Consider the following 24,201-nt stretch of genomic DNA (forward strand, 5'->3'; position numbering starts at 1 on the left):
CGCCATAGGCTGCGTTCACGCACGCCGTTCTCCTGCTCCTGGTGACTGTTCTTCGACAGCTCAGAAACCTAGACAGAGAACGGCGTGCGCTCATTCAGGCGCGATCACAGCACCCACACATGCAGCAGAAGAGCCCGACTCCCCGGCAGGAATCAGCCCGGCCCCCACCGGAGCAGCCTGCGGAGCTACCGTCGTCGGCTGCGGCGCGACGACGGGATCGGCCGCGATCGCTACGTGTTCGGGGGAGTCCTCAGACCCGGCCTCATGTGCTGGCGCAGCACCTCCGACTCCGCGGTCGTCCTCGCCTCGCTCAGCCGACCCACCCGCTCCAGGTAGCCCTCCGACGGATCCGACGGGCCGGCGATCTGGTCCGCCAACGTGTCGATCTCCGTCTCGATCTGCAGGCCCAGTTCCTCGAAGTAGCTCTCCGGATCGGAGATCGCCGCCAACTCCGTGGCCCGATGCTTCGCGTAGTGTTCCCGCATCCGCGCCCCGTACGGGTTCATCCCGAGCCCCTTCCTCCGTCACGACCTGCAGCGTGGTGGCCGTGTGCAGCTCGCGCTCGCTGGCGGCCTCACCAACTTGGTCACCAACCTGGTCACCAGGCTCCTCACCAAGATCCCACAGCGCCAGCTGATCGGAGTCAGCAACACTCGTCCGCCGTCGCACCACGCCCGGCACCTCCAACTCATAGGTGAGGACGCCGGCCGCAGCACCCACGCCACGGCTCACCACCGCCCTCACCACGAAAGGCACCCGGCCGGGCCGCGGATCGGACACCGGCGAGCGAAAATGTGGAAAAAGTTCAGGCAGCCCCCGCGTCAGGCGTCCGATCCGTGAGTCGAGCCGTTGCCTATCCGGGCATGACCACAACACACAGCGCCCCGCCCCCGAGCCGGGCCGACCACCGCAACTACCCTCCCGGTGACCGGCAAACCTTCGAGCTCTACGGCCACCGGATCACCCACACCACCAACTCCGATGTGCAGCAGCTCCTCGCGGCCGCGCACACCGACCGCGTCCGGCCCCTGTGCCTGTGCCGCCCCGCCGGCGTGGCCATGTACGTCGCCAAGATCGGGCCCGACAAGTACGTCATCAAACGAATGCCCGACTCCGGGCTCGAGCACGCACCCAGCTGCGCCTCCTACCTGCCGCCCGAAGGGCTCTCCGGGCTCGGCCAGGTCCTCGGCTCCGCGATCACCGAGGAAGCCGACAGCGGCCTGACCGCCATCAAGCTCGGGTTCCGCATGTCGAAGGCCGAGCGCGCCGCCCCGACCGGCGCCGGCGCCGGGGGAGTGGCGGACTCGGTCGCCGCCGACCCGAACCGCCTCACCCTCCGCGCCGTCCTGCACTACCTGTGGCAGGAAGCCGACCTGGCGACCTGGACGCCCGGCATGGACGGCAAGCGCAACTGGCGCATTGTGTCCTGGTACCTGCGCCAGGCCGCCCGCGGGAAGTTCACCAAGGGCAAGCCGCTCTCCGCCCGGCTCTACGTCCCCGAGCCGTTCAACGCCGAGAAGAAGACCGACATCGCCGCGCGCCGTCTCGCGGCATGGGCACCGATGCAGCAGCACGGCTCCGCCCAGCAGTTCATGATGCTGATCGGGGAGCTCAAGGCGATCGCGCCGGCACGGTTCGGCCACAAGCTCGTCATCAAGCACATGCCCGACGCCCCGCTCATGGTCGACGACAAGCTGCACGACCGCCTCCACAAGCGGTTCGGAGACGAACTCGAACTGAGCCGCGCCGACGACGACGGCCACCTGATGGTGATCGCCACCTTCTCCGTCGGCCGCGCCGGCCTGGCCACCGCCGAAGAGATCTCCCTCGTCATGACCGACGAACACTGGCTGCCGTATGAGTCTCTCCGCGACAAGCTGCTCCTCGACGCCGCACTCACCGCCCGCCGCCGGTTCACCAAGTCGCTGCGCTACAACCTCGCGCCCGACAAGCCCATGGCCTCCCTGGTGTTCACCGACACCGAGGCCCCGACCGCAGCGTTCGTGCTCACGAGTGACGAGGACCGCGCGATCGCCGCCGAGATCGCCGCCGACACCGGCACCGAGGTCTGGACCTGGGTCGTGCCCGCGGACATGCCGCCGCTCCCGCCGGTCGCCAACCACTGAGCAGCCCCCCGCCGTCCCGCTGAGCCGGAAGCCCCACGCCAGCACGCCGGGTGGCCCGCGGCTCGCCTCGTGGCAACACCCGGACGGTCGGATCGAGCTCGGCAAGGTCGTCCACCACGACGACTACGCGCTGCGCCGACGGGGTCTCGTGTCGGCGCCGAGGCGCCCTGGTCCCGAGGCCGAGCGGCCTGCAGTTTTCGTGTCTTCCGTCGGCCGCCGTAGGTAGGGTTTCCGACTGGGGTTGCACGCTCGCGGCCCTGCGCCAACCCAGGGAGCCGCCGTGCGTCTGACCGCCGACAAGATCGTGACTTGGACCGATCCGTCCGCGCCCGCAGGCGTCACCACCGAGAAGGTCTATCTCGGCCCAGACCCGCACGGCCTCGGAGGATTCCAGGTCGCGGTCGCATCCGCCGTCGCCCCGCCGTCCCGCCAGAGTCTCCGGACCCTCTTCACGGCCCGCACGGGCCGGACACAGGTGCAGCTCGTTGTCGCCGTCGTCCACGACGGATCGGTCCACCTCTTTGGCCCCGATCCACAGGCTCAACCGATCGTCCTGCCGGTCGAGCAGGCCCAGCGCCAGCTTCAGTCAGTGCTCGCTGAGCCAGACCTCCTCGCGGCAACGGAGCGATTCGCCGGCTTCCGCAAGGCGAACGACTCGACCGGCGTCGCCGGCTTCACGAACAGCGGCCTCTTCGCCTCCCACCACATCACCAGCAACGTTCCGAAGCGACCCGACTGGGAGTCGCTCGGCAGCAAAGCCGGGGCCCTGCTCAGCAAGCGCGGCAAGCAACTCGTCGAAGCCCTCGGGTTCGGCACGCAGCCCGGGCCGAACGGCACCATGCTGCTGTCCATCGGCGGGCGTCCGCCCCGCGCTGTCGCGGTACTGCTCGAGGACACCGAGCAGTTCGACGCAAAGACCCAGCGATTCCAGCTCTCGCCCGTCGCGTTCGGCCTCGCCGTGGCCTCCAAGCAGGAAGTTCCCTGGCTCGTCGTACTCCGCAAGGACCAGATCCGGCTCTACCCAGGCCGCGACGGCGTCGGCGTCGGGTCCAAAGGCCAGGCCGAAACGTTCTTCGAAGTCGACCTCTCGACCATCGACTCCGAGTACGCAGCCCTTCTCCCGCTGATCTTCTCCGCCGACGCCCTCGTCGCCGACGGCACGGCCGACGAGCTCCTTCGTGACAGCTCGCGCTACGCCAGCGAGCTCGGCGCACGCCTCCGCGAACGCATCTACGACGAGATCGTGCCGCCCGTAGCGGTCGAGGTCGCCCAGCGGCTCGCCAAGGACGCGTCCGTTCCACTCGACGCCGACGGGCTCGCACTCGCCTACCGCGTCACCCTCCGCATCCTCTTCCGGCTCCTCTTCCAGGCCTACGCCGAGGACCGAGGCCTCCTGCCCTCCGGCCGCAACGAGGGCTTCGACGCCAACAGCCTCAAGACCAACGCACGCCGACTCATCGACACCGACACGGACGAATTCGGCGACTCCACGACCATCTGGTTCGACCTCGTGCAGGTATGGAACGCCATCGACCATGGCAACCCCCAGTGGCAGATCCCGTCCTACAACGGCGGACTCTTCTCCACCGACCCCGACAGGTCACCCGAAGGCGCGCTCATCAAGAAGATCGAGCTCCCCGACAGCGTGCTCGGCCCAGCACTGAAGAGCCTCCTCATCGACGTGAGCCACGACGGCGTACTCGGCCCCGTCGACTTCCGCTCCCTGAGCGTCCGCGAGTTCGGCACCATCTACGAAGGCCTCCTCGAGAGCTCACTCTCGCTCGCCGAGGAAGACCTCACCCTCGACAACAGCGGCGCCTGGATCCCCGCCAAACCCGGCGACACCGTCTACGCGCCCGCCTCGTCGGTCTACTTCCACACCGCCTCCGGCGAGCGCAAGGCCACCGGCTCCTACTTCACACCCAAAGTCGTCGTCGACCACCTCATCGAACGCTCCATCGTGCCGGCACTCACCGCACACCTGGAGAAGATCGCCGGTCACCTCCACAAGGGCGATGCCGCTGCTGCGGCACGCGACTTCTTCGACTTCCGCGTGGCCGACCTCGCGATGGGGTCGGGCCACTTCCTCGTGGCCGCCGTCGACAAGATCGAAGCTCTCATGCGCACCTTCCTCACTGAGCACGCAGTGCCGGGAGTCACCGAAGAGCTGCTCCGGCTAGCTGCCGTGGCTCGCGACGCGCTTGGCACAGACGACGTCGCCAAGAGCGAGGTAGACGAGGTCGGCCTCCTCCGACGTCAGGTCGCCCGCCGCTGCATCTACGGCCTCGACATCAACCCCATGGCCGTCGAGCTCGCACGATTGGCCCTCTGGATCCACACCTTCGTGCCCGGTCTGCCCATGAGCAACCTCGACCACGGCCTCATCAACGCCAACAGCCTCACCGGCATCGGCACCATCGATGAAGCCCTCGACGCCCTCCAACCGGGCCGCAACCCAGGCGAGCTGAGCCTCTTCGACGAGATCCTCACCGACCAGCTCGCCTCGTCCAAGACACTCCTCGTCGACGTCGCCAACGCCAGCGAGGCGAACAAGGCAGAGGTTGAGGAAGGTGCGCGCATGCTTGCGCAAGCGCGCGAGGCCGCTGACACCGCCAGACGGATCTTCGATGCTGCGGTTGCTGCACGAATTGGGTGGATCAATCCAGGCCTCATCCTCGATCCGGACTCGCTGCAACTGGTTCTGAAGCGGCCAGAGGTGGGCGAGGTCGCGGGCAGTCTCCAGCCAGCACACATGCCCTACCTGTTCCCGGAGGTCTTTCTCCGCGACGGCGCGGGCTTCGACGTCGTCCTCGGCAACCCTCCTTGGGAGAAGCTCCACGTCGAAGAGCACCAGTGGTGGGGCCTGCGGCTTCCTGGGCTGCGGTCCATGCCGACCAAGCAGCGGGACGCAGCTCTCGACGCCTTCCGGTCCAGCCGCCCAGACCTGGAGGCCGAGTACGAGGGCGAGATCGAACGGGTACGGGCGATGGCTGACGCCGTCTCCTCCGGACCTTTCGTTGGGCTCGGGGCCGCCCACCTCGACCTCTATCAGGCATTCGCATGGCGAAACTGGCAGCTTCTGCGAACCGGAGGACGCACCGCCCTAGTGCTGCCACGGGGAGCCCTGTCGGGGTCCGCCCTGGCAGCGTGGCGCCGCGAAATCATCACGAGCGGTTCATTTGCTGACGTCTGCTTCATCGAGAACGCCGCTCGCTGGGCGTTCGACATGGAACCGCGCTACACGATCGGGCTCAGCGTTGCAGAGAAGGGTGGGGAGCGGGTTGTCCGGTGGGCCGGACCGTTCGCTAGCGAGAAGAGCTTCCTCGATGGCGCAGGCGACCTCGCTGAGGTTCCTGGAGATGAGTTCGTGTCGTGGTCAAATACGGTCGCGTTCCCGCTGATCCCCGACCCCCTCTCGGCTCAAGTCTTCCGTCAGATGAAGACGAACCCCCGCTTCGACGCCGTGCGAGAGGGCTGGGAGTTCCGACCCATCCAGGGCGACATGAATGCGAGCGGCGACCGGGGCGTGATGCAGTTCGATACCGACTCCGCACGTGGGCGCATCCCAATTGTTGCCGGCGCGAGCTACAACATCTGGGACCCGGACGCAGGGACTCCCTTTGCCTACGGTGATCCCGCGGTATTGCGGCCGCATCTAGCGAACAAGCTCGCCAGTGCGGTGCGGAACCCTCGGTCCGCCTACAAGGGCCTCGCGTTCCCCCCCGAGACCCTGCCGTTGGATCGAGCACGCATTGCCTTCCGCGACATTGCTCGCGCTACCGACACGCGCACCGCTATCCCATGCCTCCTCCCGCCCGGCACCGCCGCTGTCCATCAATCGCCGATCCTTGTCCGGCGCCAAGGAGACGAGCGCGCCGAGGCCTTCCTGCTGGGCGTCATGTCCAGCATTCCGTTCGACTGGGGCGCGCGCCGGTGGGTCGAGCTGCACCTCACCTTCGAGCTGCTCAACCCGCTACCGGTGCCGGCATACGACGCTGACTCCCCGCTCTGCAATCGGGTCGCGGAGATCGCTGGGCGTCTCGCAGCGGTGGATGCCCGCTATTCCGTGTGGGCCGACGCTGTAGGCGTGCCTGTCGGATCGGTGATCCCAGAGGAGAAGGGCCGCCTCCTCGCCGAGTTGGACGCCCTCGTTGGCCTGCTCTACGGACTCACCGAGGACCAGGTCGAGCACCTGTTCGCCACGTTCCACCGGGGCTGGAACTACGAGGCCCGACTCAACCTGGTCCTCGATCAGTACCGAGAGTGGAAGGGCAAGGCATGACCCAGCTCCCCGACTTCGCTACCAACTACGCGCCAAGCGAGCCAGAGACGACGGTCGCCGACAAGGTCAACGAGCTCTTCCGGCTCCTGCGACAAAACAAGGTGACGGCGCCGCCTATCGCGATTGCGACGGCGTACGTCAACCCCGCTGGGTTCGCGCTGCTCGCGGACGAACTGGAGACCGCGCCGCGAGTACGGCTCCTGCTCGGCGCCGAGCCTGAGGAGGACTCGGTCCGTGCGATCACGGCTGGCGACGCGGATCAAGACGCGCGGCGCGATGCCGCGATCGCTGCCCACCAGGCTTGGCTGGAGGCGGAGCGAGACACGATGGGCTTCGCGCGGGTGCCCACCTCCGAGGCGAAGCGGATGGTCGAGTGGCTCCAGCGCGTCGACCCCGACGGCACCGCAAGGGTGGAGGTTCGCCGCTACACGGGTGGCTTCCTGCACGGCAAGACCTACCTCGTCGAGGACGGCGCGGCTCAGGCCGCGATCGCTGGCTCCTCGAACATGACCTACGCCGGCCTTGCCCACAACGCCGAGTTGAACCTCGGCACCGGTGGTGGCACCAGCTCGGCCAGCAAGGTCCGCGAGTGGTTCGAGCACTTCTGGGACCTCAGCGAGCCCTACGACCTCGCCGAGCTCTACGGCCGGCTATGGGACCCGCACACCCCGTGGAGCGTCTACCTGCGGATGCTCTGGGAGCTCTACGGTGAGCACCTCGACGACGACGAGAACCCGAACGTCCGGACCGGCCTGAACCTCACCCGCTTCCAGGCCGACGGCGTGACCCGGATGGAGCGTCTCCTCGACGAGCACGGGGGCGTGCTGGTCGCCGACGAGGTCGGCCTCGGCAAGACCTATCTCGCCGGTGAGGTCATCTACCGGACCGCGAACATCAACCGGCAGCGCGTGCTCATCGTCGCTCCCGCCGCGCTGAAGTCCTCGATGTGGGAACCCTTCCTGGAGTCCCACGACTTCAGCCGCTGGGTGAAGGTCTACTCCTACGAAGAGGTCCGCAACCGCCTCGACCCCGACAAGGGGTCCATCGACACGTTCCTCCAAGAGGTCGAGGACTACTCGCTCGTCGTCATCGACGAAGCCCACAACCTCCGTAACTCCGGCGCCCAACGCTCGGGTGCCGTCGACCGCGTGATCACCGCTGGCAGTCCCAAGCGCGTCGTTCTGCTCACTGCCACGCCGGTCAACAACTCGCTCAACGACCTCGAGACCCTGGTCAAGTACTTCATCCGCGACGACGCCCGGTTCGCCTCCCTCGGCATCCCCAGCATCCGCGAGTACATCAAGCAGGCCCAGGCCATCGACCCGGCCAACCTCACCCCGGAGCACCTCTTCGACCTGATGGACCAGGTCGCCGTGCGCCGCACTCGGAAGTTCGTCAAAGACCACTACGCCAACGAACTGATCATCGGCCCCGACGGAAAGCCAACGACGATCAAGTTCCCGCAACCCAAGGTGCGCCGGATCGACTACGACCTCGACGACGACGGGCTGGCGCTCATCGACGCCATGGTCTACGCCCTCGACGACCCGACTGACCCCCACGCGCCCCGAGCCTGGGAGGACCGCAGCCGCGACCCGAAGCGGCTGATGCTGGCGCGCTACCTGTCCAGCATGTACACCGTCGACCACGACCTGCAGGAGTACCAGATCACCAACGCTGGCCTGCTGCGCTCCGGACTGTTGAAGCGTCTGGAGTCCAGCCCCCAGGCGTTGCACGCCTCGCTGGAGAGGATGATCGTCTCCCACGAGTCGTTCCTCGAGGCGCTGGGCAAGGGCTACGTGCTCAAGGGCGAGGCGCTCAGCGAATGGGTCACCTCGGACTCCGACGACCTCGACGAGTTCGTCTTGGAGTTCGACCAGGACGACCAGATCGAATCGGTCGACGGCTTTCACCTCACCGAGCTGCAAGCCGACGTCGACTCCGACATCATCCTGCTGCGCGAGCTGAGGGACCTCGCCGAGGTCGTCATCAACGGCCTCGAACCGAAGGTCGAGCGTCTCGTCGAAGAGCTGACCCAGATCGCGGCCGACGCCCAGCGCGTCGACCCGCGCGGGTTGTCCCACGCTGACCGGCGCAAGGTCATCATCTTCTCCGCCTTCACCGACACAGTCCTCCCGATCCACGAGGCCGTCGTCAAGGCAATCGAGAACGCGCCTGCCGGGTCACCCTTGGCGGACTACCGCGGCCGTGTCGCCCCGCCGATCATGGGCTCCTACGCCAAGACCCACGAGCGCGGCGCGAGCGGCGGCGTCGATCAAGGCGGCCGCGCGTCGACCATCGCCGGATTCGCCCCGGCCACAGCCGGACCCCGCAACGCCGCCGGCGAGCCTGCGGCCAAGGACGAGTTCGACATCCTGTTCACCACCGACGTGCTCGCCGAGGGCGTGAACCTCCAGCAGGCCGGACAGATGATCAACTACGACCTGCCGTGGAACCCGATGCGGATCGTCCAGCGTCACGGCCGCGTCGACCGCATCGGCTCCAAGCACGACTACGTCTTCCTCGGCCTGTTCTTCCCCGCTGAACGGCTAGATGCCCTCCTCGAGCTGGAGGCCCGCCTGGAGGCGAAGCTCGCGCTCGCAGACGCCGCGGTCGGAGCGGGGGAGGTCCTCCCGGGCCGCGGCCCGGGCCACGAGGTCAACCTCGCCGACGACCAGGTGATCGATGAGTTTGAGAAGCTTCTCGACTCCGGCGGCTCGAGCGCCTCACTGTCCGGTGAGGAGTACCGCCGCCGGCTCTTTGGCGCGTTCAACATGGAGCCGGTTCTCAAGTCCGACGTCCTGTCCCTGCCATACGGCTCGGGAAGCGGCTTCGTGAATCCGGTCGTGCACGGCAACGGCTACGTCTTCTGCGTCAAGATCGGCAAGAGCGCCAAGCCGTGGTTCCGCTACGTCCCGGCCCATGACGACTGGACGCTCCGCCTCACCGAAGACGGCGAGCCGATCGTCTCGTCCGACACCCTCATCTCACTGCGCGTCGCGGACCCGCAGGACTCCAACGCCGACCGCTGGCTCCCCGAGGACGTCTACGACCACGCGTTCGACGCCTGGGAGGTAGCCCGCGACAGCGTCTACGCAGCCTGGAAGGAACTGACCGACCCCAACGCTTTCCAGCCCGACCTGCCGCTGTCCTTCCGCGACGCCTACTCGTTGGTGCTCCGCAAGGGCGGCTACCTCGGCAAGGACGCGCAGATCTCTCTGGCCAACAGGCTCCGCAGCGTGCCCTCGGCCAAGGTCGCTCGACAAGTGCGAGGAGCGCTCAACCAGGGCGCCACCGACGAACAGCGCATCGGTCTCGTGACCGAGGTCCTCGACGAGGCCGGCATCACCGCACCCCCGCCGCGTGAGCCCCTGCCGGACATCGAGAAGCACGAAGTGCGGCTGGTGACCTGGATGGCGGTCAAGGGGACTCGCGGCCAGGAAGACGCGCTGGGTCAGATTCCCGGCACGAAGCTCCCGGGCGAGCTGCTCTGATGGCCTTCGAGGCACGACACTCCATCGACAAGGGTCTGCACCACCTCGCACGGCGACTCGACCCGATCATCGGGGCGAGGCTCGCCCCGAGCCTCGGTGGACTGCCATGGCCAACCGTGCTCTCCGAGCTGGACAAGATGCGCGGCAAGCCCCCGAAGTCGTACGTCGCGACAGACCTTCAGTCCCAGCTCAAGGCACTCACCGAACGACTCGGCAACCTAGGCTTCCCCTTCGACAACCACACGCGCCTGGTGAGCGCTCTGGGCAGCGAGCTGCGGATCGTGCGCAACCGCTGGGCGCACCACGACGAGCTGACCACCCTGGACGCCTGGCGCACCCACGACTTCGCCGTGCGACTGCTGGAGCACTTCGGCGACAGCGACGGCGTTGCTGTTGCGAGCGATCTTCGCGACGAGGCGTTCCATGCCCTGGCGGAGGAGAAGGGCGTCGCAGCCCACGCCGAGCCCACAGTCCCCGCGCCGGTCGTCATGCCGGAGCCCTCCGCCGGCGAGCAGGACGCTGACGTGGTCCGTCCCGACCCGGTCACGCTCACGCGCGGCGATGCGGCAAGCACGCCAACCATCGGCTCGGGCCGCTTCGAGTTCGAGCCGTGGACTGTCGTGATCGTCGGCGACGTCTCAGTGCTCGACGACCTGCCGAAGAAGGCCGCCAAAGAGAAGGTGCGCGCCGTCGCCACCGAGATCGTCGAGTTCGAGGGACCGATCCACATCGACAGGCTCGCTCAGCTCACCGCCGCGTCGTTCGGCGTCCAGCGGTTGTGGCCGGCACGCGAGAAGAAGCTGCCCTACCAGATCAGGCAGACCGGACTTCTCGTCGACGCGGACAAGTTCGTGTGGCCGGCCGATCTCGACCCAAAGACTTGGGGCGAGTTCCGCCCCAACGACAGCACCGTCGATCGACCATTCACCCAGATCAGCACGGTCGAGATCGCCAACGCCATGCGCCTCCTCAAGAGCAGCGCAGTGGGCATCAGCGCCGACGACCTCGACGCCGCCACGCTTCAAACCTTCGGCCGGAAGCGCAAGACCAAGCAGTTCGCCGCGCACCTCGACAAGGCGCGGGCGCTGGTCTGAGAGCGCAAGGCCGCGACGACGAACAGCTGGACTACTTGCCGCCGTCTTCCATCAGACGCAGCTGAGCGCGGTCCGGCCAGACCAGCTCGAGCAGCGGCTGGCGTGGAGCGAGAGCTGCTCCTGGGCAGTCGGGGTCGTTGCACGGCCCGAAGAAGAGGTCAGCCTCCAGGTGCAGGTCAGTCTCCATGAGCGGGGTTCCTCCTCCGGGGTTCAGCGGAATGCGGTGGGGTGTGCCAGGACCAGCGCACCGTGCCCTTCGGGTGCCGTGGTCTCGACGCCCTTGGCCTTCTGCTCGGCGGCCGCAGCCCGGATGCGCTGCACCCGCTCCAAGGAGTCGGAGCCGTGCTGCCACTGCGCGAGGTGGATCAACGAGCCCGCGAGGCCGCGCTGGGCGACGATGCGGTCAGCGTCGCGCCGCACCACCGCGCGCCAGGCACGATCGGCCGCCGGCGCGACGTAGCTGACCGCCACCAGCACGCCAGTCGCCACCCCGAGAACCGGGTCCCCACCCGGCTGGAACCCCTGGAAGACAACAACGACACCGACCACGACCCGCAGATGCCACGCGAACTCCGCAGCGGGCACCCAGGAGAAGATGCGCGCGATCTGCCGCACCACGACGTACACCAGCGTCCAGGGCAGCGCCCAAAGCCGCGCCGCCAGGTCGAACCGCGCCGGGCCGACCCGCTGACTCGCGACCGCATGCCCGATAGCCGTCGCGGCATCCTCGTGCGTCAGGCGCCGCTCATACACACCTTGCACGAGCCACGGCTCCACGATCACCGTGCCGCGACCAACCGGGGAGGCGGGCAGCCTCGCGTCCTCATCGAGCCGGACCAGCACGCGGCCCGGCGCGAGATCGAGCTTCTCAAGGAGCGCCAGCGTCGGTGCGAGGACAGCGCGCTCACCGGGACGAAGGCCCCGCGCGAACCCGAATACACGGGCAGCAGGCGCCTCCAACCAGCCGCACGCCAAGAACAGAGAGACCAGCAGCGTGCCCAGGAACGCGAGCACCAGGCCCGCGTCGGGGAGGAAGCCCAGGCCGATGCCTGCCACGAAGCTGCCGGCGAGACCGGCCGGCACGACGGCGCACGACCGGATCGCCTTGGTCGACGTACGCATGTTCCCTCACGTCCCCTCGTGGCGGGACCCCTGCCTGAGCCTCACCAGCCGGCGCGACCCGAACGCGCCGACACGTTCACTCTGAGTGTCCACCCAACCTCCGACAGGGCAACCGCAGCGCCGCGTGCCTGTGGATACCGGTCGGCAATCCACAGGCACGGGGATGGTTGCTTGACAACCGCACCGCGGTGCGTCTAGCTGCGCAGGCAGCTGTCCAGGCGGTCCTGGTCGTCCTCGGCGAGGTAGACGACGTCGATCCGGGGATGTCCGGTCGCAGGGCGAGCGGCGGGTGGGGGAGTGGGGGCGAGGAACCGCGCGAGGCGCCGCTCCAGTCGCGAACGATTGGTCTTCACGGATCTGTCTCCGTCCTTCTCAGCGGCCAGGGGCCGACGACTCCGGTCCATCGACACCGGGGGCGTCGTGAGCCTCGTGGGTGGGGCGCTCCGCAGGGTTCGTGTCGCGCAGGGCAGCCTGTTGCATCAGGGCGCCGGAAGCGGCCTGGTGCATCGCCCGCTCCCACTCCCGCGGGTCGATCGCCTGCTCGAGGGCGGTCGCGATCAGGTCGGCCAGCGGGGGGCGTGCCTCGGAGATCTGATCGAGCGCGACCCACGCCTGCGCACCCTTGCCCTGCAGGTAGGAGCTGAGCGCCAGCATCGCCACAGCGGTATCGCGTACCTCCACGGGTGCGCGACGCACTAGGTCGTGCCAGAGCTCGGTGAACACCGGCGCGTTCTCGCGGGTCATTCGCATCTGGGCGACGTTGCGGGCTCCGCCGTCGTGGATCACGGCCAGGACGCGGGCCGCGTCGCTGTCGGAGAGGTAGTCCCGATCGTGGCCGAACTGGTCAAGCCGCTCGCCCAGCCAGCCGGCCTCGGCCTGGAGAGCGGCCAGGTCCATGTCCCGCACACGGGCCTCGGCCGCGGGCAGGTGTTCGGCGACCGCGGTGGGGTCGCCCTGCAGTGCGGCGGCCAGATCCTCGCGCCGGCCAGTGGGCATGACGCGACCCATCAGGGCGTACTCGGCGTCGATCCCGGCACGGACGCTCGGATCGACGGTCCCGCTGGTGCCGGTGAGAACGTCGAACCACTCCTCGCCGTTGACCCAGAGCATGGGGCCCACCTCGGGACCGCGGTCGTGGTTGACCAGGGTCTCGCCCAGGGTGGCGAGGGCTTCGAGACAGGTCCGGCTGTCCTCGCCGAACGCGACCAGTGCGAGGCGGCGCGTCGGGTGGCGACCGAGGTAGACGTCGCGCATCTGCTGCAGGAACAGCCTCATCGACTCGGGGGAGTCGGGGAGATCCAGGCGTGAGGTGGGGCCGCCGCCGAACGGGAGACAGATCATGCTCGCTTCGGGCTGGAAACCCAGCATGTGCGGGATATGCGAGATCAGCTCGTCGTGCGAGCGGATCGTGAGCGTGTTCTTCATCAGTGAGCCCACCTGTTCAGGTTGAAGCGGGACGTTTTCTGGAGAAGCAACCGGCAGTGCGGCGGATCGGACAGGTGGGCGGCTACCGATGTGGCGCCGCGGTGGATCGGGCCTGGCCTGGCGCGTCGGCGGGCATCCACCGCGAGGGGCCGGACGCGACCTGGTTGAGCGCGACTGCTTGGAGCGGTGCCGAAGCAGCCGTGCTGTCGGCGGGGATCACGACCCCCTTGTTGGCCTCGCGGAGTTGCTCGAGTGCGAGCTCCCAGGTGCGGCCGGTCAGGTGTCCTAGCTGCACGCGGTCGGCATCGGTGCGCACGATGAGGCGGTCGATCTCTTCGCTGCTGAACATCGGTCGGCCTTGTGCGTCGCAGTCGGCGACGAAGACGCCCAGGTCTGGGTGGTGGAGATGGACTTCCCCCAGGTGCTGGTACTTCGGGTCCTCCCAAACCTTCCAGGCCGCCTCGCTGGGCAGGGCCGCGGCGATCTCCGCGCTGGAGCCCACAGAGATCTCGCTGCGGATGTACCCGTGGCCCAGCTCGAGGCCCCGCGGGTGGCCGTCGCCCCGAGGGGGTTCGCCGGGAAGCACAATCTCCTCTCCCAGGCCGAACTCCTCGAAGACCTCGAGGACGGTGTTCACCCGCTCCGGTGGGCAGGAGTAGACGACTGCTTCGATCGGTGTGCGATCACCCATGGCACGTAGACCTTCCTCTCAGATGGCGATGCCGGGGGCTGCCGGCTTGTCTGGCTGGTGGACCTGCTGCGGGGGACCGCTGGGCCATGACTGGCTGGCCGGCGGGTGGGTGGCCGCGTAACTGAGCGAGGCAGCGAGCTCCGCCGAGGCCCGGGCTCGTGACTGTGCACGCTCGATCACCGAGCGCATCATCGTCAGGTCCTCGTCAGCCCGGTTGACCCGCTGTCCAGCGTGGTGGACGCGCGAGTCGAGGAGCATGAGCGCGTCGGTAGCGGCCGACGACTCGGCGGCCTGCTGGGCATGGCGGATGATCTGGTCTGCGACCGGTCGCGCTAGCGTCACGACCTCGCTGAGGACGTCGATCTGGGTGCGCAGTACCCGGACCTCGCTTTCCCGCTCATCGCCCTCGGTGCCGCGCGCGAGCTCGCGGCCAGCGCGCTCGACAGCGCTGCCGGCGGCGGCTAGGTGGCGGCTGAGGTCCTCGCCGAGCTCGTTCATCAGGCCGGACCTGTTGCGCAGGCGCGCCAGGTGCTCACTGGCGGACTCCAGGTAGAAGTCCCGTCGGTCCTCCTGATGGGTGTAAAAGGCGTCGGTGGCGGCGTCGTCGAGCACCCGCAGCGACGATGCGGCGACGTCGCCGAGCTCGTCGACGGTGTCGGCGGCTCGTCGCAGCGCCCGCTCCGCATCGAACACGGCCTCGGCGGCCGCGAGGACCTCACGCTCCTTCATCGACGCTCACCGAGCCTGCGTCCGGGGTCATCGACACTTGCGAGGATCGAGCGAAGCCGGCTCGTCGCCGTCATCGTCTGGGTCAGCTGGTCGCGCAGCACGACGACCGGGTGGGGATGCGGCCCGGCTGGGCCGGCGTTCGGGGACTGGTTCATCAGGGGTCCTTCTCCTCAGGTGTGACTTCCTGCTCTGTTGCGGAGAAGCAACCGGTCAGGCGCCGGATCGGACAGCCAGACCCGAACTACGTTCCGGCGGACACGTCTGCGGAGGCACGGGCGTGGGGGAGTGAAGGGAGGACAGGTCTTCCGCGGCGCCGCTTGGTCGTCGAGACTTGCTGGCCATGGACGACCTGGCGGCCCTGCTCGAGCGGCAGGTGGCCAATGCGGCATCCGCCTGGCGGCACACGAAGGCCGACACCGAGGCCTATCGCCGTCTGGTCGTCGCCACCGATGAGTGGGAGACCTACGGAACCCCGACTCTCACCGAGGACGAGACGGCCCAGATGGCCGCCCAGATGCGCCGGGCCGCCCGACACGCCCTGGTATCCCGAGACGACGAGGCGACCCGGCTCGCGCACCTGGTCACCGTCGCGGCCGCGGCCTGGCTGCGCGCGACACCGGCCACTGATGCTGAGGCCTATCGTCGACTCGATCGAGCCATCGACGAGTGGGACGCCTACGCCGCCCCGCGGCTCGACGAGGCCGCCGAAGAGCTGCTCGACCAGCTCGCCGACGACTCTGCGCCCGTCGCGATCAGCGAGGTCGTCGCCGAGATCTACGCGCAGTTCCCCCGGAACAAGCCCCTCTAAGCCCAACCCCGGGGGTGCACTCCACCGGCCGGTAGGTCTCGCCGAGGCGAGCACCGAGCGCCTTGCCAGCCCTGCCGGCGCGCCTTCATCGAGGCGGGCACGTGTGAGAGCCCGCTGGCGTCTCGGGTCACCGGCGGGCTCTCAGAGCGAGCATCGCACGACACCCCGAAACATGTCCGGCGAATGCGTGAACCCGGAGCCGCAGGCGACGGGAGAGAGGTGCGTTCCGTCTTTCGTTACGTCTTTCGTTTCGTTACGTCTTTCGTTGTGCTATCGTGACGTTATGAGTGAACAGGGGCAGCAGACAGAGCAGCGGACGTGCCGCTTCCCGGGCTGCGACCGCCCGGCCGCCGCGGGGGACGCCGCGACCGGCCGGCCCCCGGAGTACTGCGACAACCCCGGACACAACCGGGCGGCCGCCTGGCGTGAGCGCCAGCGCCTCAAGGAAGGCGGCCAGGCCGATGCGCGCGGCACCGCCGAGGAGGCCCGGCCCGTCGAGGCAGCCCGCCAGAAGGCCAGCGAGCTGGTCGCGCAGCTCACCGGCATGGCCGAGCTGTTCCTCGACCAACTGCCCCGAGCGATCGAGGAGATCCGCACCGCCGGGGACCTCGACGCGGCCGAGGCGCAGATTGAGTCGGTCACCACCGAAGCCGAGGAGCGCATCGCGGCCGCGGCCGCCCGAGCCTCACGGGCGGAGCAGGCCCAGCGCCGAGCCGAGGCCGAGCGCGCCGAGGCCGACGCCGCGGCGATCGAGGCCACCGAGACCGTCGAGCGGCTGGAGGCCGAACTCGCCGACGTGGGCGCTCAGGCGGACGGCTACCAGAACGAGGCCAATGCCCTGCAGGAGGAGCTCACCGCGACCCGAGACGCCGCGGCAGCAGCCGCGGCCGACGCGGAGGCCGCCATCGCGGCGCTGCGCAACGAGCTCGCCTCGCTGCAGACCCGGCTCGAGGAGCGCATCGCCGTCCTCGAGGGCGAGCGTGACCACCTTGCCGAGGAACTCGACACTGCCCAGGCGGCCCGCGCGGAGGCCGAGGAGCGCGCCCGGGGAGCCGTCGAGCGGGCCACCGCCGAGACCGTCCGTGCGGACCGAGCCGAGCAGGCCGCCGCTGCGGCTCGCGGGCAGGTCGACACGGCGCGACGCCAGGTCGACGAGCTTCGTGAGCAGATCGGCGAGCTGCGCGCCGCCGAGGCCACCGCCCGCGCCGAGCGCGACGCCGCACGTGCCGAGGTGGAACGGGAACGCAGCCACGGGGAGCAGCGGCTCACCGATCTGCGCGCCAGCTTCCAGGAGCAGCTCGAGGAGCTTCGTGCCGAGCGCGCCGGTCTCCAGACGCAGCTGGATCAACTCCGAGCCGCGGCGAGCAAGCCGAAGACACAGCGGAAGCCGTCGAGCAAATGAGTCGCAACGTCGCCGCACAGTGGCCCGAGCTGTTCGTCGGCCTCACTCCGGGGCAGCGTCGCACGGTCGTCCGCAACCTGGCCCGGGCTTACCCCGCCGGTGCCCCGCCCACCCGGGTCGAGGTCGACGACATGGTGCAGTACGTCGTCGGCGAGATCACCCCGACCGAGTACCAGCGGCGCTGCTCACGCGCCCGGTCGGCGCCGGTAGCGGCCGGGAGGGCCTGATGACCGATCCCGACCGTATGCGCTCTCTGCCGATCCATATCCCGCTGATTCGGGTCGTCCGCTCGGAGCGGTCAGAGGACGGAGCTCGTCTGTACGCGAACCGCTGCAGCTGTGGCGAGTGGGGTCCGTTCGTCGATTCCAGCGAGGTCGATCCTGTGACGGCCCTTGTTCGTGAGCACGGCGTCACCGAGCCCGCCGCGTGCGCGGACTGCGGCCACGTCACACCCCCGGACCCGACCAAACCGCCAGCCTGGCGGGCGGCATGGCGGCGCTACCGGCCCGTCGAGGAGGACGGCGTGTGGCGCTACGTCTGCTCGGACCGCGCCGCCTGCCAACTGCGACAGCTCGCTCCCGCCGAGGAAGACGACTGCGACCCACTCACCGCCCTGGTCGGTGGAACGTCCAGCTTCGCCGTCAGCCTCGATCTGTCGGGGGAGTGGGCCCACACCGTCGACGGCATCGAGGAAGCCGTCGCCAACTACCAGCACGTCCGGGCCCACTGCCCACGCCGCTGGGACCAGATCGGCCCCGAGGACCGCCGCGCACTCACCGCCCTGGTCTCCGCGGTCGAAGCCCTCCAGGCTGCCGTCGACACTGCGCTGCACTACGCACCGCTGCCTGCCCTCAAGGCCGGCGCGACCTGGGATGACCTCGCCGCCGCCACGGGGGAGTGGACCGCGGACGAATGCCGCGCCGACTACCTCGAGCGCGTGCAGAGTCTCGACTGGCCCGAGAAGGAAGCAGCAGAGATCCGCGCCCTCCTCGAGGTCGACTGACCCTGTTCCCCGGCGCGCGCAACGCGTCAGCTCCTAAGGTGGGCCTCGTGGCCCTCACCCGACGAACCGAGCGCTTCGGCGACCTCGCGCGCGCGACCGAGGACCAGCTGCGCGAGCACGGACTGCAGCTCGACGGCGCCGTCGTCGACCAGATCCTGCGCAACCGCATCGACGCGGTCGCCGAGGCCATGCGCGTGACACCACGCACCGCGCTGAACTACGCGCCCGACAACCTGCCTGTGATCCTCGCCGACACGATCACCGAGGCCTCACAGGCACTACCGCCCACCATGCCATGCGGAAGCCGGCGGCCCGACCTGCGGATCGTGAAGTAGCTCGTCCCGCCTGGGCGCTGGACGTGACCCGGCGGTTCACAGCGGGACCGAAGGGTTAGTCCTCCCAGCCCGCAACGATCTGCCGACGGTCGCCACACGTCCCCTTGGTTTCGTCACCGGTTGTGGCGAACGCGCCCTCGCGATCCATCGGCCAGCACAGCGGGTACCCGTCGTGGAAATGCCTCAGATGCACCAGGTTGGCGGCCGTCTCGATCGACGCCCCAGCGGCCGTCGCGGCCGGGAGACCAGCGGGCTCGATAGCGATCGAGGGCAAACTGGTCGCTGACCTGTGCACCAGCCGGTAGACCCCTGATGCCCAGAGATGGAAGCGGCCCGCGGGGCAACATGCTGAACCCCAAGGGCCTCGACAGCTTGAACGCTGCAGCCTTCAAATCGTCGTGACGCCTCAGTACCCCGGCCTCCGAACGGCAATCGGCATCCCCGCTGTGCCGCCACGCCCGACCACATTGGGTTGCGGATGTTTCTCGCCTCTGTCTGACCGGCGGCCAAACTCGCCGGCGTCAGGCAGCGGAACTAGACCTGCGCGGTGATTCATCCGCCGCAACGCCAAGGCACCTCGGCCCTTTCCTCGCCCAACGCATTCCTCTGCTGGCATGCAGGGCATAGGCAAACGTCGGCCGGTCCAGTCGTGATCAGGCGCTGGCTTGCGTGTGGTTTTCTCCTCGCCGCGGTCAGCTGCTCGGCGTCCGCTCGAGCGCGGTGATCGCCCGGGTGAGGGCGCTCCGGGCGGCGCGCAGTTCCTTGAGCACGTCGACGGCCCGCGGTTGCGGGTCGGTGCGCAGCACGAAGGCGCCGACGCCCTGACGGGTCTCCACCAGGCCGTCGTCGACGAGCAGCTGCTGGGCCTGGCGGATGGTGTTCAGGCCGGGCACGTCGTAGTGCTCCTGCAGGGCCGCGATCGAGGGCAGCTGCTGACCCGGGGAGAACTCGCCGGCGGCGATGCGGCGGCGGAGGTCCTCGGCGATCTCACGGTATCGAGCCATGCCTCATGTTAGCCTGTCCCTATCAGTTATCTAGTGGGGCTGTGGGTACTAGTTAACATAAGGTAGGTTATCGGCGACCAACCCACGGGAGTAGAAGTAGATGCGACTACTCCCGTTCCTCGAGTCTGACCACGTTTCTGCAGCTCACCCCGCACATCGCTGCCTAATGGCCTCCGGCGCTCCGTGCCGAGCCTTGCCGCATCCGTGCAGGTCGCCGTAGGTTTCCTGCATTAGATGCAGGTTTCCACGACTGAGGTGCGCTCATGCAAGGTGTTCCGGGCTTCGTCCCTCGCGTTCTTCGAGACGCCGAGGTCGGCCTCTTTCGAGCCGACGAACGCGTGTTCGAGGCGATGCTCGACGGCTGGAAGGCACAGATGCTGGCCCGGGGACTGACCACCCAGACCATCGAGGGCCGCTGCCGCCTCCTGTCCCGTTTCCGTGAGTACGCCGGTACGTTCCCGTGGACGTGGCGGCCCGTCGACCTCGACGACTTCATGGCCGAGCGACGCTCTGGCGAGAAGCCGATCAGCCTCACGACCCTGCGGTCGGACAGCAACGCGATCGCGATGTTCTGTGCCTACGTGTCGTCGCCGGCCTACGGCTGGGGCGAGTTTTGCGAGCAGACCTTCGGCGATGTCCCTGCGCAGATCGCCTTCGACTGGAACACCCCGCGCCACACCACCGATGATGCGACCCCGCCAGGACGGCGAGCGTTCAAGCAGAAGGAGCTGCAGAGGCTCTTCGACTACCAGGACGACCTCGTCGACCGCGAGTACGCCGCCGGAAGCAAGCGCTGGCTCCCAGCGTTGCGCGACTCGATTGCGTTCAAGGTCTGTTACGCCTACGGGCTGCGCCGTCGCGAGGTGACGATGCTCGACCTGCACGACTTCGGCCCGAACCCGCACGTGCCCGCGTACGGAGAGTTCGGCGCTGTCACGATCCGATGGGCCAAGGGCACCGCAGGATCAGGGCCCCGACGCCGCACCGTGCTGACGGTTCCCGAGTTCGAGTGGGTCGTGGATCTCCTGCGGTTCTGGATCCACGAAGGTGGCCGGGACCAGTTCGCCACTGCCGACCGCTCGGCGGCACTGTGGCCCAGCGAACGGGCCGATCGGATCACGCTCGGCAGCCTTGGGGACTCCTTCGCCGCCGCACGCGACGCCATCGGCCTGCCCAAGGAGCTCGGCCTGCACTGCCTGCGCCACTCCTACATCACCCACCTGATCGAGGCCGGCTACGACCCAGCGTTCGTGCAGACCCAGGCCGGCCACTCCCACGCATCGGTCACCGGCGTCTACACCTCGGTCGGCGACGACTTCAAGCAAAAGACGATCCAGAAGATGATCGCCCGCCGTATCGCGCGTCCCGAGGAGGCGAACACCGATGGCTGAGCAACGACGCATCGGCTACAACTGGAACCTGCGCACCGTGATGGCGCAACGCAACCTTTGGAAGAGCACCGAGCTAATGCCGTTGCTGAAGTCGCGCGGCGTCAATCTGTCGGAGAGCCAGGTGTATCGACTCGTCACCGGTACCCCTGAGCGCATCCCCGCGCGCACGTTCGCCGCCTTGTGCGACATCCTCGACTGCGAACCCAATGACCTGTTCGAGCCGTACGTCGAGATGCGGGCAGCGAAGACGGCGGACGCGCCGAAGCGACCCGAGGACCTCGGTGTGAAGCCGGGCAGCCCGATCGCGCGACGGGTCAGGATCGTCCCGGACGACGAGGATGGCTAGACCCCGCAATAGGAGCGACGCGACCCTATGGCCGGTCCCCTGCGGCCGCTGCCGTGAGCATCACCAGATCGTCGCGAACTGGCCAGACGGAGGCGTGTGCCGATACTGCTACCAGCAAGCCAAGAGGACGCGCGGCACCTGCGCCTGCGGCCACGAAGGCGTCCTCCCCGGCCGAATCGACGGACATCCCGCATGCCGGAGGTGCTCCGGCGTCAAGCTCAACATCGACTGCAAGACCTGCGGCGCCGAAGACGAGCTCTACCGCGGCAGCCGATGCTGGTCATGCGAGCTCGCCGTCCTCGTCGACCAGCTTCTCACCAACCCTGACACCGGCGTAACGGCCGCCGAGCTCGTCCCCGTAGCAGCGGCCTTGAAGTCGATGAAGAGATCCAACAGCGGCGTGACCTGGATCAGACAACGCCATGTGTCGGCCTTCCTCAAGGACCTGGCGATGGCGCCGGCGATCACCCACGAGAAGCTCGACCAGCTGCCGGGACCAGATCGCACCCGCAACTACATCCGCGGCCTGCTGGTCGAGCACGGCGCGCTGCCACGGCGCGACGAGCTCGCCGTCCGCTACGACCAATGGGCGACCGGTGCACTCGAGCGGGTGAGCAGCGACGAGCACCGCGACGTCGTACGCCGCTACATCCGCTGGCACCTGCAACGGCGCATGAACCAGCTGGAGACAGTGCCCCAGGGCACGTTCCTGCGATCGAAGCAGACCACCACCGTCGCGATCGAGTTCCTGAACTGGCTCCACGACCACGGCACCACCCTCGCTGAGCTCCGGCAGGAGCACCTCGACGCCTGGCTGGCAGACGGGCCGAGCACCCGCAGATTTGTCGACCGCTTCGTCCCCTGGGCGATCAAGTGCCGACTCGTCGACCCCGACCTCACCATCGCGCCGCACCGCCGCGGCACCAGCCCGAAACTGTCCAAGCCGGAGCAGGACGCAGCCGTCGAGCGCGTCGTCCACACCGACGAGCTCACAGGGCGTGACCGGGCTGCTGCCGTCCTGGTACTTGTCTTTGGCCAGCACATCGAAGACGTCATCAAGCTGACCTGGGACGACGTCACTGTCACCGACGACCTCGTTACCGTCCGGCTCGGTGAGACCGAGTTCGCACTCCCCTCCCCATTGGACCAGCCCTTGCGACAGCTCGCCGCTACGCCCGGCAACGACCTGACCGCGTCCCACCCCAACAGCAACTGGGTCTTCCGTGGCTACCGCCCCGGCAGCCACATCCAGGGATCGAGCCTGAGGAGCAGGCTTAAGTCCGTCTTCAGCACACGCGCAGCTCGACTCGGGACCCTGCACGAGCTGACGAAACTGGGACCCGTGCCGATCATCGCCGACGCGCTCGGCTACCACCCGTCCACCATCGAGCGGCACGCGATCGGCTCCGCCAGCGTGTACTCCCAATACGTCGCGGCCAAGCGCGAGTTGGCCTGACTCGGACATCCAGGCCAGCGAGCAGTAGTTAGGCAAGGCCCGCCCCCGAGGTGGACGCGGGTCGCTATCATCGGCGCGGCCCCTCTCGAAGAGCCGTGCCGCCGCTTTGGTTAGTTAGCCAACCGGTAGGTATAGTAACGAAGTGATGTCATCCGCCCCGGCTCCAGCGCACCGGCCCTCCATGCGCGACGAGATGGTCGCCAGCACCCTGACGCTGGCGCGCACCGGCGCATCGGTCTCGCTGGACTCCGCCGCCCGCGCCGCCGGGGTTACCAAGGCGGGGCTGATATACCACTTCCGGACCAAGCAGGCGTTGATGACAGCGGTCATCGACCATCTGATGGACCAGTACGAGCATGAACTCACCACCCGGCTTCCGACTAGTGACACCACAGCAAGGACGACCGCTGCACGGCTCGGTGCCTACCTCGACTGGGTGTGCGACGGGCACTTCGACCTCGGAGACCTCGTCATGTTCACCGACCCCCGCCTGCGCGAGCCACTGAGCGAACGCTGGAACGAACGCATGGGCGCATGGGTCGACATCGCTGAGACCCTCCCTGCCCACGAACGCGCCCGGTTCCACGCCGTGCGGCTCATCGCCGACGGCATCTGGCTCAACGCCGCCAGCAACGGCATCCCACTGACCGACCAAGACCGCGACGCAGTCCAAGCACTCGCCCACCAACTCCTCAAGGAGAACTCATGACCAAGTGGCTCCTCCTGGCCGCAGCCATCTGCAGCGAAGTCACCGGCTCCCTGTCCCTCAAGGGCGCCCTCAACCACCCCGCGCTCTACGCCGTCGTCGCCGTCGGATACCTCGCCTCATTCACGCTCCTCGCCCTGGTCTTGAAGCAAGGCATGGCCCTCGGCGTCGCCTACGGCATCTGGGGTGCGCTCGGCGTCGCCCTCACCGCCGTCATGTCCGCCCTCATCTTCGACGAAGCGCTCACCGCCCTCATGGGCCTGGGCATCGCCCTCATCATCGCGGGCGTCCTCACCGTCGAACTCGGCTCCCAAGCCGCGCACAAGAACGCTCACACGAAGGAGTCCATCTGATGCAGTGGCTGTTCCTCATCGGAGCCATCGTCTTCGAGGTCTTCGGGGCCATCTCTCTGCGCATGGCCGCCACTGGGCAACGCGCCTACTACGGCGCCGTCGCCGTCGGCTACCTCTTCGCCTTCGGCTTCCTCACCCTCACCCTCAACGAAGGCCTCGGCCTCGGCGTCGCCTACGGCATCTGGGCAGCCTCCGGCGTCGCCCTCACCGCAGTCGCATCCAAGATCCTGTTCAAGGAACCCCTCACCCCGATCATGCTCGGCGGCATCGCCCTCATCATCGGCGGCGTGCTCATGGTCGAACTGGGCGCCACCCACTAGGACCGCCTTACCCGACTACCGTCCGCGGCGCTTTAGGCAACGTCCGGATCTGCCGCGATCCGGGCGGTCACTCCCGAGCTACTCCCTCCTCCTCAGCTCCCGTGCCTGCCAGTT

23 protein-coding genes are annotated in these 24,201 nt (G+C 68.3%); 15 read left to right on the forward strand and 8 right to left on the reverse strand.

Annotated elements, in window-relative coordinates; translation table 11 throughout:
- Positions 1–230: 230 nt before the first annotated feature.
- Entirely contained in the window at positions 231–506 is a 276-nt protein-coding gene (locus Q1V71_RS03180) for a hypothetical protein (RefSeq protein WP_300640660.1), read from the reverse strand.
- Positions 507–863: 357 nt separating this feature from the next.
- Between Q1V71_RS03180 and Q1V71_RS03185 the strand changes: the two genes are divergently transcribed.
- From Q1V71_RS03185 to Q1V71_RS03200, 4 genes are all read left to right on the forward strand, one after another.
- Entirely contained in the window at positions 864–2,126 is a 1,263-nt protein-coding gene (locus tag Q1V71_RS03185; RefSeq protein WP_300640661.1) for a DUF1173 domain-containing protein, read from the forward strand.
- A 280-nt stretch (positions 2,127–2,406) separates the two neighbouring features.
- On the forward strand, positions 2,407–6,408 hold the full coding sequence (locus Q1V71_RS03190; protein ID WP_300640663.1) for a hypothetical protein: 4,002 nt from the start codon (positions 2,407–2,409) through the stop codon (positions 6,406–6,408).
- On the forward strand, positions 6,405–9,902 hold the full coding sequence (locus Q1V71_RS03195; protein ID WP_300640665.1) for an SNF2-related protein: 3,498 nt from the start codon (positions 6,405–6,407) through the stop codon (positions 9,900–9,902). The genes Q1V71_RS03190 and Q1V71_RS03195 overlap by 4 nt, the downstream gene beginning before the upstream one ends.
- The gene (locus Q1V71_RS03200; RefSeq protein ID WP_300640667.1) at positions 9,902–10,996 is read left to right on the forward strand and encodes a DUF3320 domain-containing protein; all 1,095 of its coding nucleotides are present in this window, start codon (positions 9,902–9,904) and stop codon (positions 10,994–10,996) included. Before Q1V71_RS03195 ends, Q1V71_RS03200 begins: the two co-directional genes overlap by 1 nt.
- A 31-nt stretch (positions 10,997–11,027) precedes the next feature.
- Here the strand turns inward: Q1V71_RS03200 and Q1V71_RS03205 are convergent, their stop codons facing one another.
- The 6 genes from Q1V71_RS03205 to Q1V71_RS03230 all read right to left on the reverse strand — a co-directional run bounded on the left by Q1V71_RS03205 (position 11,028) and on the right by Q1V71_RS03230 (position 14,963).
- Positions 11,028–11,183 carry a hypothetical protein gene (locus Q1V71_RS03205; protein ID WP_300640669.1) on the reverse strand — a complete coding sequence of 52 codons (156 nt, stop codon included), beginning with the start codon at positions 11,181–11,183 and terminating at the stop codon, positions 11,028–11,030.
- A 23-nt stretch (positions 11,184–11,206) separates the two neighbouring features.
- Positions 11,207–12,118: a hypothetical protein gene (locus tag Q1V71_RS03210; RefSeq protein ID WP_300640671.1), complete on the reverse strand. Its 912-nt coding sequence runs from the start codon at positions 12,116–12,118 to the stop codon at positions 11,207–11,209.
- A gap of 194 nt (positions 12,119–12,312) precedes the next feature.
- The gene (locus Q1V71_RS03215) at positions 12,313–12,471 is read right to left on the reverse strand and encodes a hypothetical protein (protein WP_300640673.1); all 159 of its coding nucleotides are present in this window, start codon (positions 12,469–12,471) and stop codon (positions 12,313–12,315) included.
- A 19-nt stretch (positions 12,472–12,490) separates the two neighbouring features.
- Positions 12,491–13,543 (reverse strand): DUF4192 domain-containing protein, encoded by a 1,053-nt coding sequence (locus tag Q1V71_RS03220; RefSeq protein ID WP_300640675.1) that lies wholly within the window; start codon positions 13,541–13,543, stop codon positions 12,491–12,493.
- A gap of 82 nt (positions 13,544–13,625) precedes the next feature.
- The gene (locus Q1V71_RS03225; RefSeq protein WP_300640677.1) at positions 13,626–14,234 is read right to left on the reverse strand and encodes a DUF3145 family protein; all 609 of its coding nucleotides are present in this window, start codon (positions 14,232–14,234) and stop codon (positions 13,626–13,628) included.
- 18 nt (positions 14,235–14,252) lie between these two features.
- The gene (locus Q1V71_RS03230) at positions 14,253–14,963 is read right to left on the reverse strand and encodes a hypothetical protein (protein ID WP_300640679.1); all 711 of its coding nucleotides are present in this window, start codon (positions 14,961–14,963) and stop codon (positions 14,253–14,255) included.
- 340 nt (positions 14,964–15,303) lie between these two features.
- Between Q1V71_RS03230 and Q1V71_RS03235 the strand changes: the two genes are divergently transcribed.
- The 5 genes from Q1V71_RS03235 (at position 15,304) to Q1V71_RS03255 (ending at position 18,511) form a co-directional block, all read left to right on the forward strand.
- Positions 15,304–15,771: a hypothetical protein gene (locus Q1V71_RS03235; RefSeq protein WP_300640681.1), complete on the forward strand. Its 468-nt coding sequence runs from the start codon at positions 15,304–15,306 to the stop codon at positions 15,769–15,771.
- Positions 15,772–16,054: 283 nt separating this feature from the next.
- Positions 16,055–17,173, forward strand: coding sequence for a hypothetical protein (locus Q1V71_RS03240; protein ID WP_300640683.1), 1,119 nt, complete (start codon positions 16,055–16,057; stop codon positions 17,171–17,173).
- Complete coding sequence (locus tag Q1V71_RS03245) at positions 17,170–17,400, forward strand: hypothetical protein (protein ID WP_300640684.1); 231 nt, start codon at positions 17,170–17,172, stop codon at positions 17,398–17,400. The genes Q1V71_RS03240 and Q1V71_RS03245 overlap by 4 nt, the downstream gene beginning before the upstream one ends.
- Positions 17,400–18,176, forward strand: a complete 777-nt coding sequence (locus Q1V71_RS03250) for a hypothetical protein (protein ID WP_300640685.1) — start codon at positions 17,400–17,402, stop codon at positions 18,174–18,176. Before Q1V71_RS03245 ends, Q1V71_RS03250 begins: the two co-directional genes overlap by 1 nt.
- Before the next feature lie 47 nt (positions 18,177–18,223).
- A complete protein-coding gene (locus Q1V71_RS03255) occupies positions 18,224–18,511 on the forward strand; it encodes a hypothetical protein (protein ID WP_300640687.1) in 288 nt (95 codons plus the stop codon).
- Positions 18,512–19,203: 692 nt separating this feature from the next.
- Here Q1V71_RS03255 and Q1V71_RS03260 read toward each other — a convergent pair.
- Positions 19,204–19,515 (reverse strand): winged helix-turn-helix domain-containing protein, encoded by a 312-nt coding sequence (locus Q1V71_RS03260; RefSeq protein ID WP_300640689.1) that lies wholly within the window; start codon positions 19,513–19,515, stop codon positions 19,204–19,206.
- Positions 19,516–19,853: 338 nt separating this feature from the next.
- Here Q1V71_RS03260 and Q1V71_RS03265 point away from each other — a divergent pair, with 338 nt between their 5' ends.
- From Q1V71_RS03265 to Q1V71_RS03290, 6 genes are all read left to right on the forward strand, one after another.
- Positions 19,854–20,906, forward strand: coding sequence for a site-specific integrase (locus Q1V71_RS03265; RefSeq protein WP_300640691.1), 1,053 nt, complete (start codon positions 19,854–19,856; stop codon positions 20,904–20,906).
- Positions 20,899–21,252 (forward strand): helix-turn-helix transcriptional regulator, encoded by a 354-nt coding sequence (locus Q1V71_RS03270; RefSeq protein WP_224273677.1) that lies wholly within the window; start codon positions 20,899–20,901, stop codon positions 21,250–21,252. The genes Q1V71_RS03265 and Q1V71_RS03270 overlap by 8 nt, the downstream gene beginning before the upstream one ends.
- A 424-nt stretch (positions 21,253–21,676) precedes the next feature.
- Positions 21,677–22,708, forward strand: a complete 1,032-nt coding sequence (locus tag Q1V71_RS03275) for a hypothetical protein (RefSeq protein WP_300640695.1) — start codon at positions 21,677–21,679, stop codon at positions 22,706–22,708.
- 181 nt (positions 22,709–22,889) lie between these two features.
- Positions 22,890–23,417 (forward strand): TetR/AcrR family transcriptional regulator, encoded by a 528-nt coding sequence (locus Q1V71_RS03280; protein WP_300640697.1) that lies wholly within the window; start codon positions 22,890–22,892, stop codon positions 23,415–23,417.
- Positions 23,414–23,767: a multidrug efflux SMR transporter gene (locus tag Q1V71_RS03285; protein WP_282429410.1), complete on the forward strand. Its 354-nt coding sequence runs from the start codon at positions 23,414–23,416 to the stop codon at positions 23,765–23,767. The genes Q1V71_RS03280 and Q1V71_RS03285 overlap by 4 nt, the downstream gene beginning before the upstream one ends.
- A complete protein-coding gene (locus Q1V71_RS03290; RefSeq protein WP_282429409.1) occupies positions 23,767–24,087 on the forward strand; it encodes a multidrug efflux SMR transporter in 321 nt (106 codons plus the stop codon). The genes Q1V71_RS03285 and Q1V71_RS03290 overlap by 1 nt, the downstream gene beginning before the upstream one ends.
- Positions 24,088–24,201 lie beyond the last annotated feature (114 nt).

It is taken from the genome of Nocardioides sp. (genome assembly GCF_030149505.1).
Lineage (GTDB): Bacteria > Actinomycetota > Actinomycetes > Propionibacteriales > Nocardioidaceae > Nocardioides.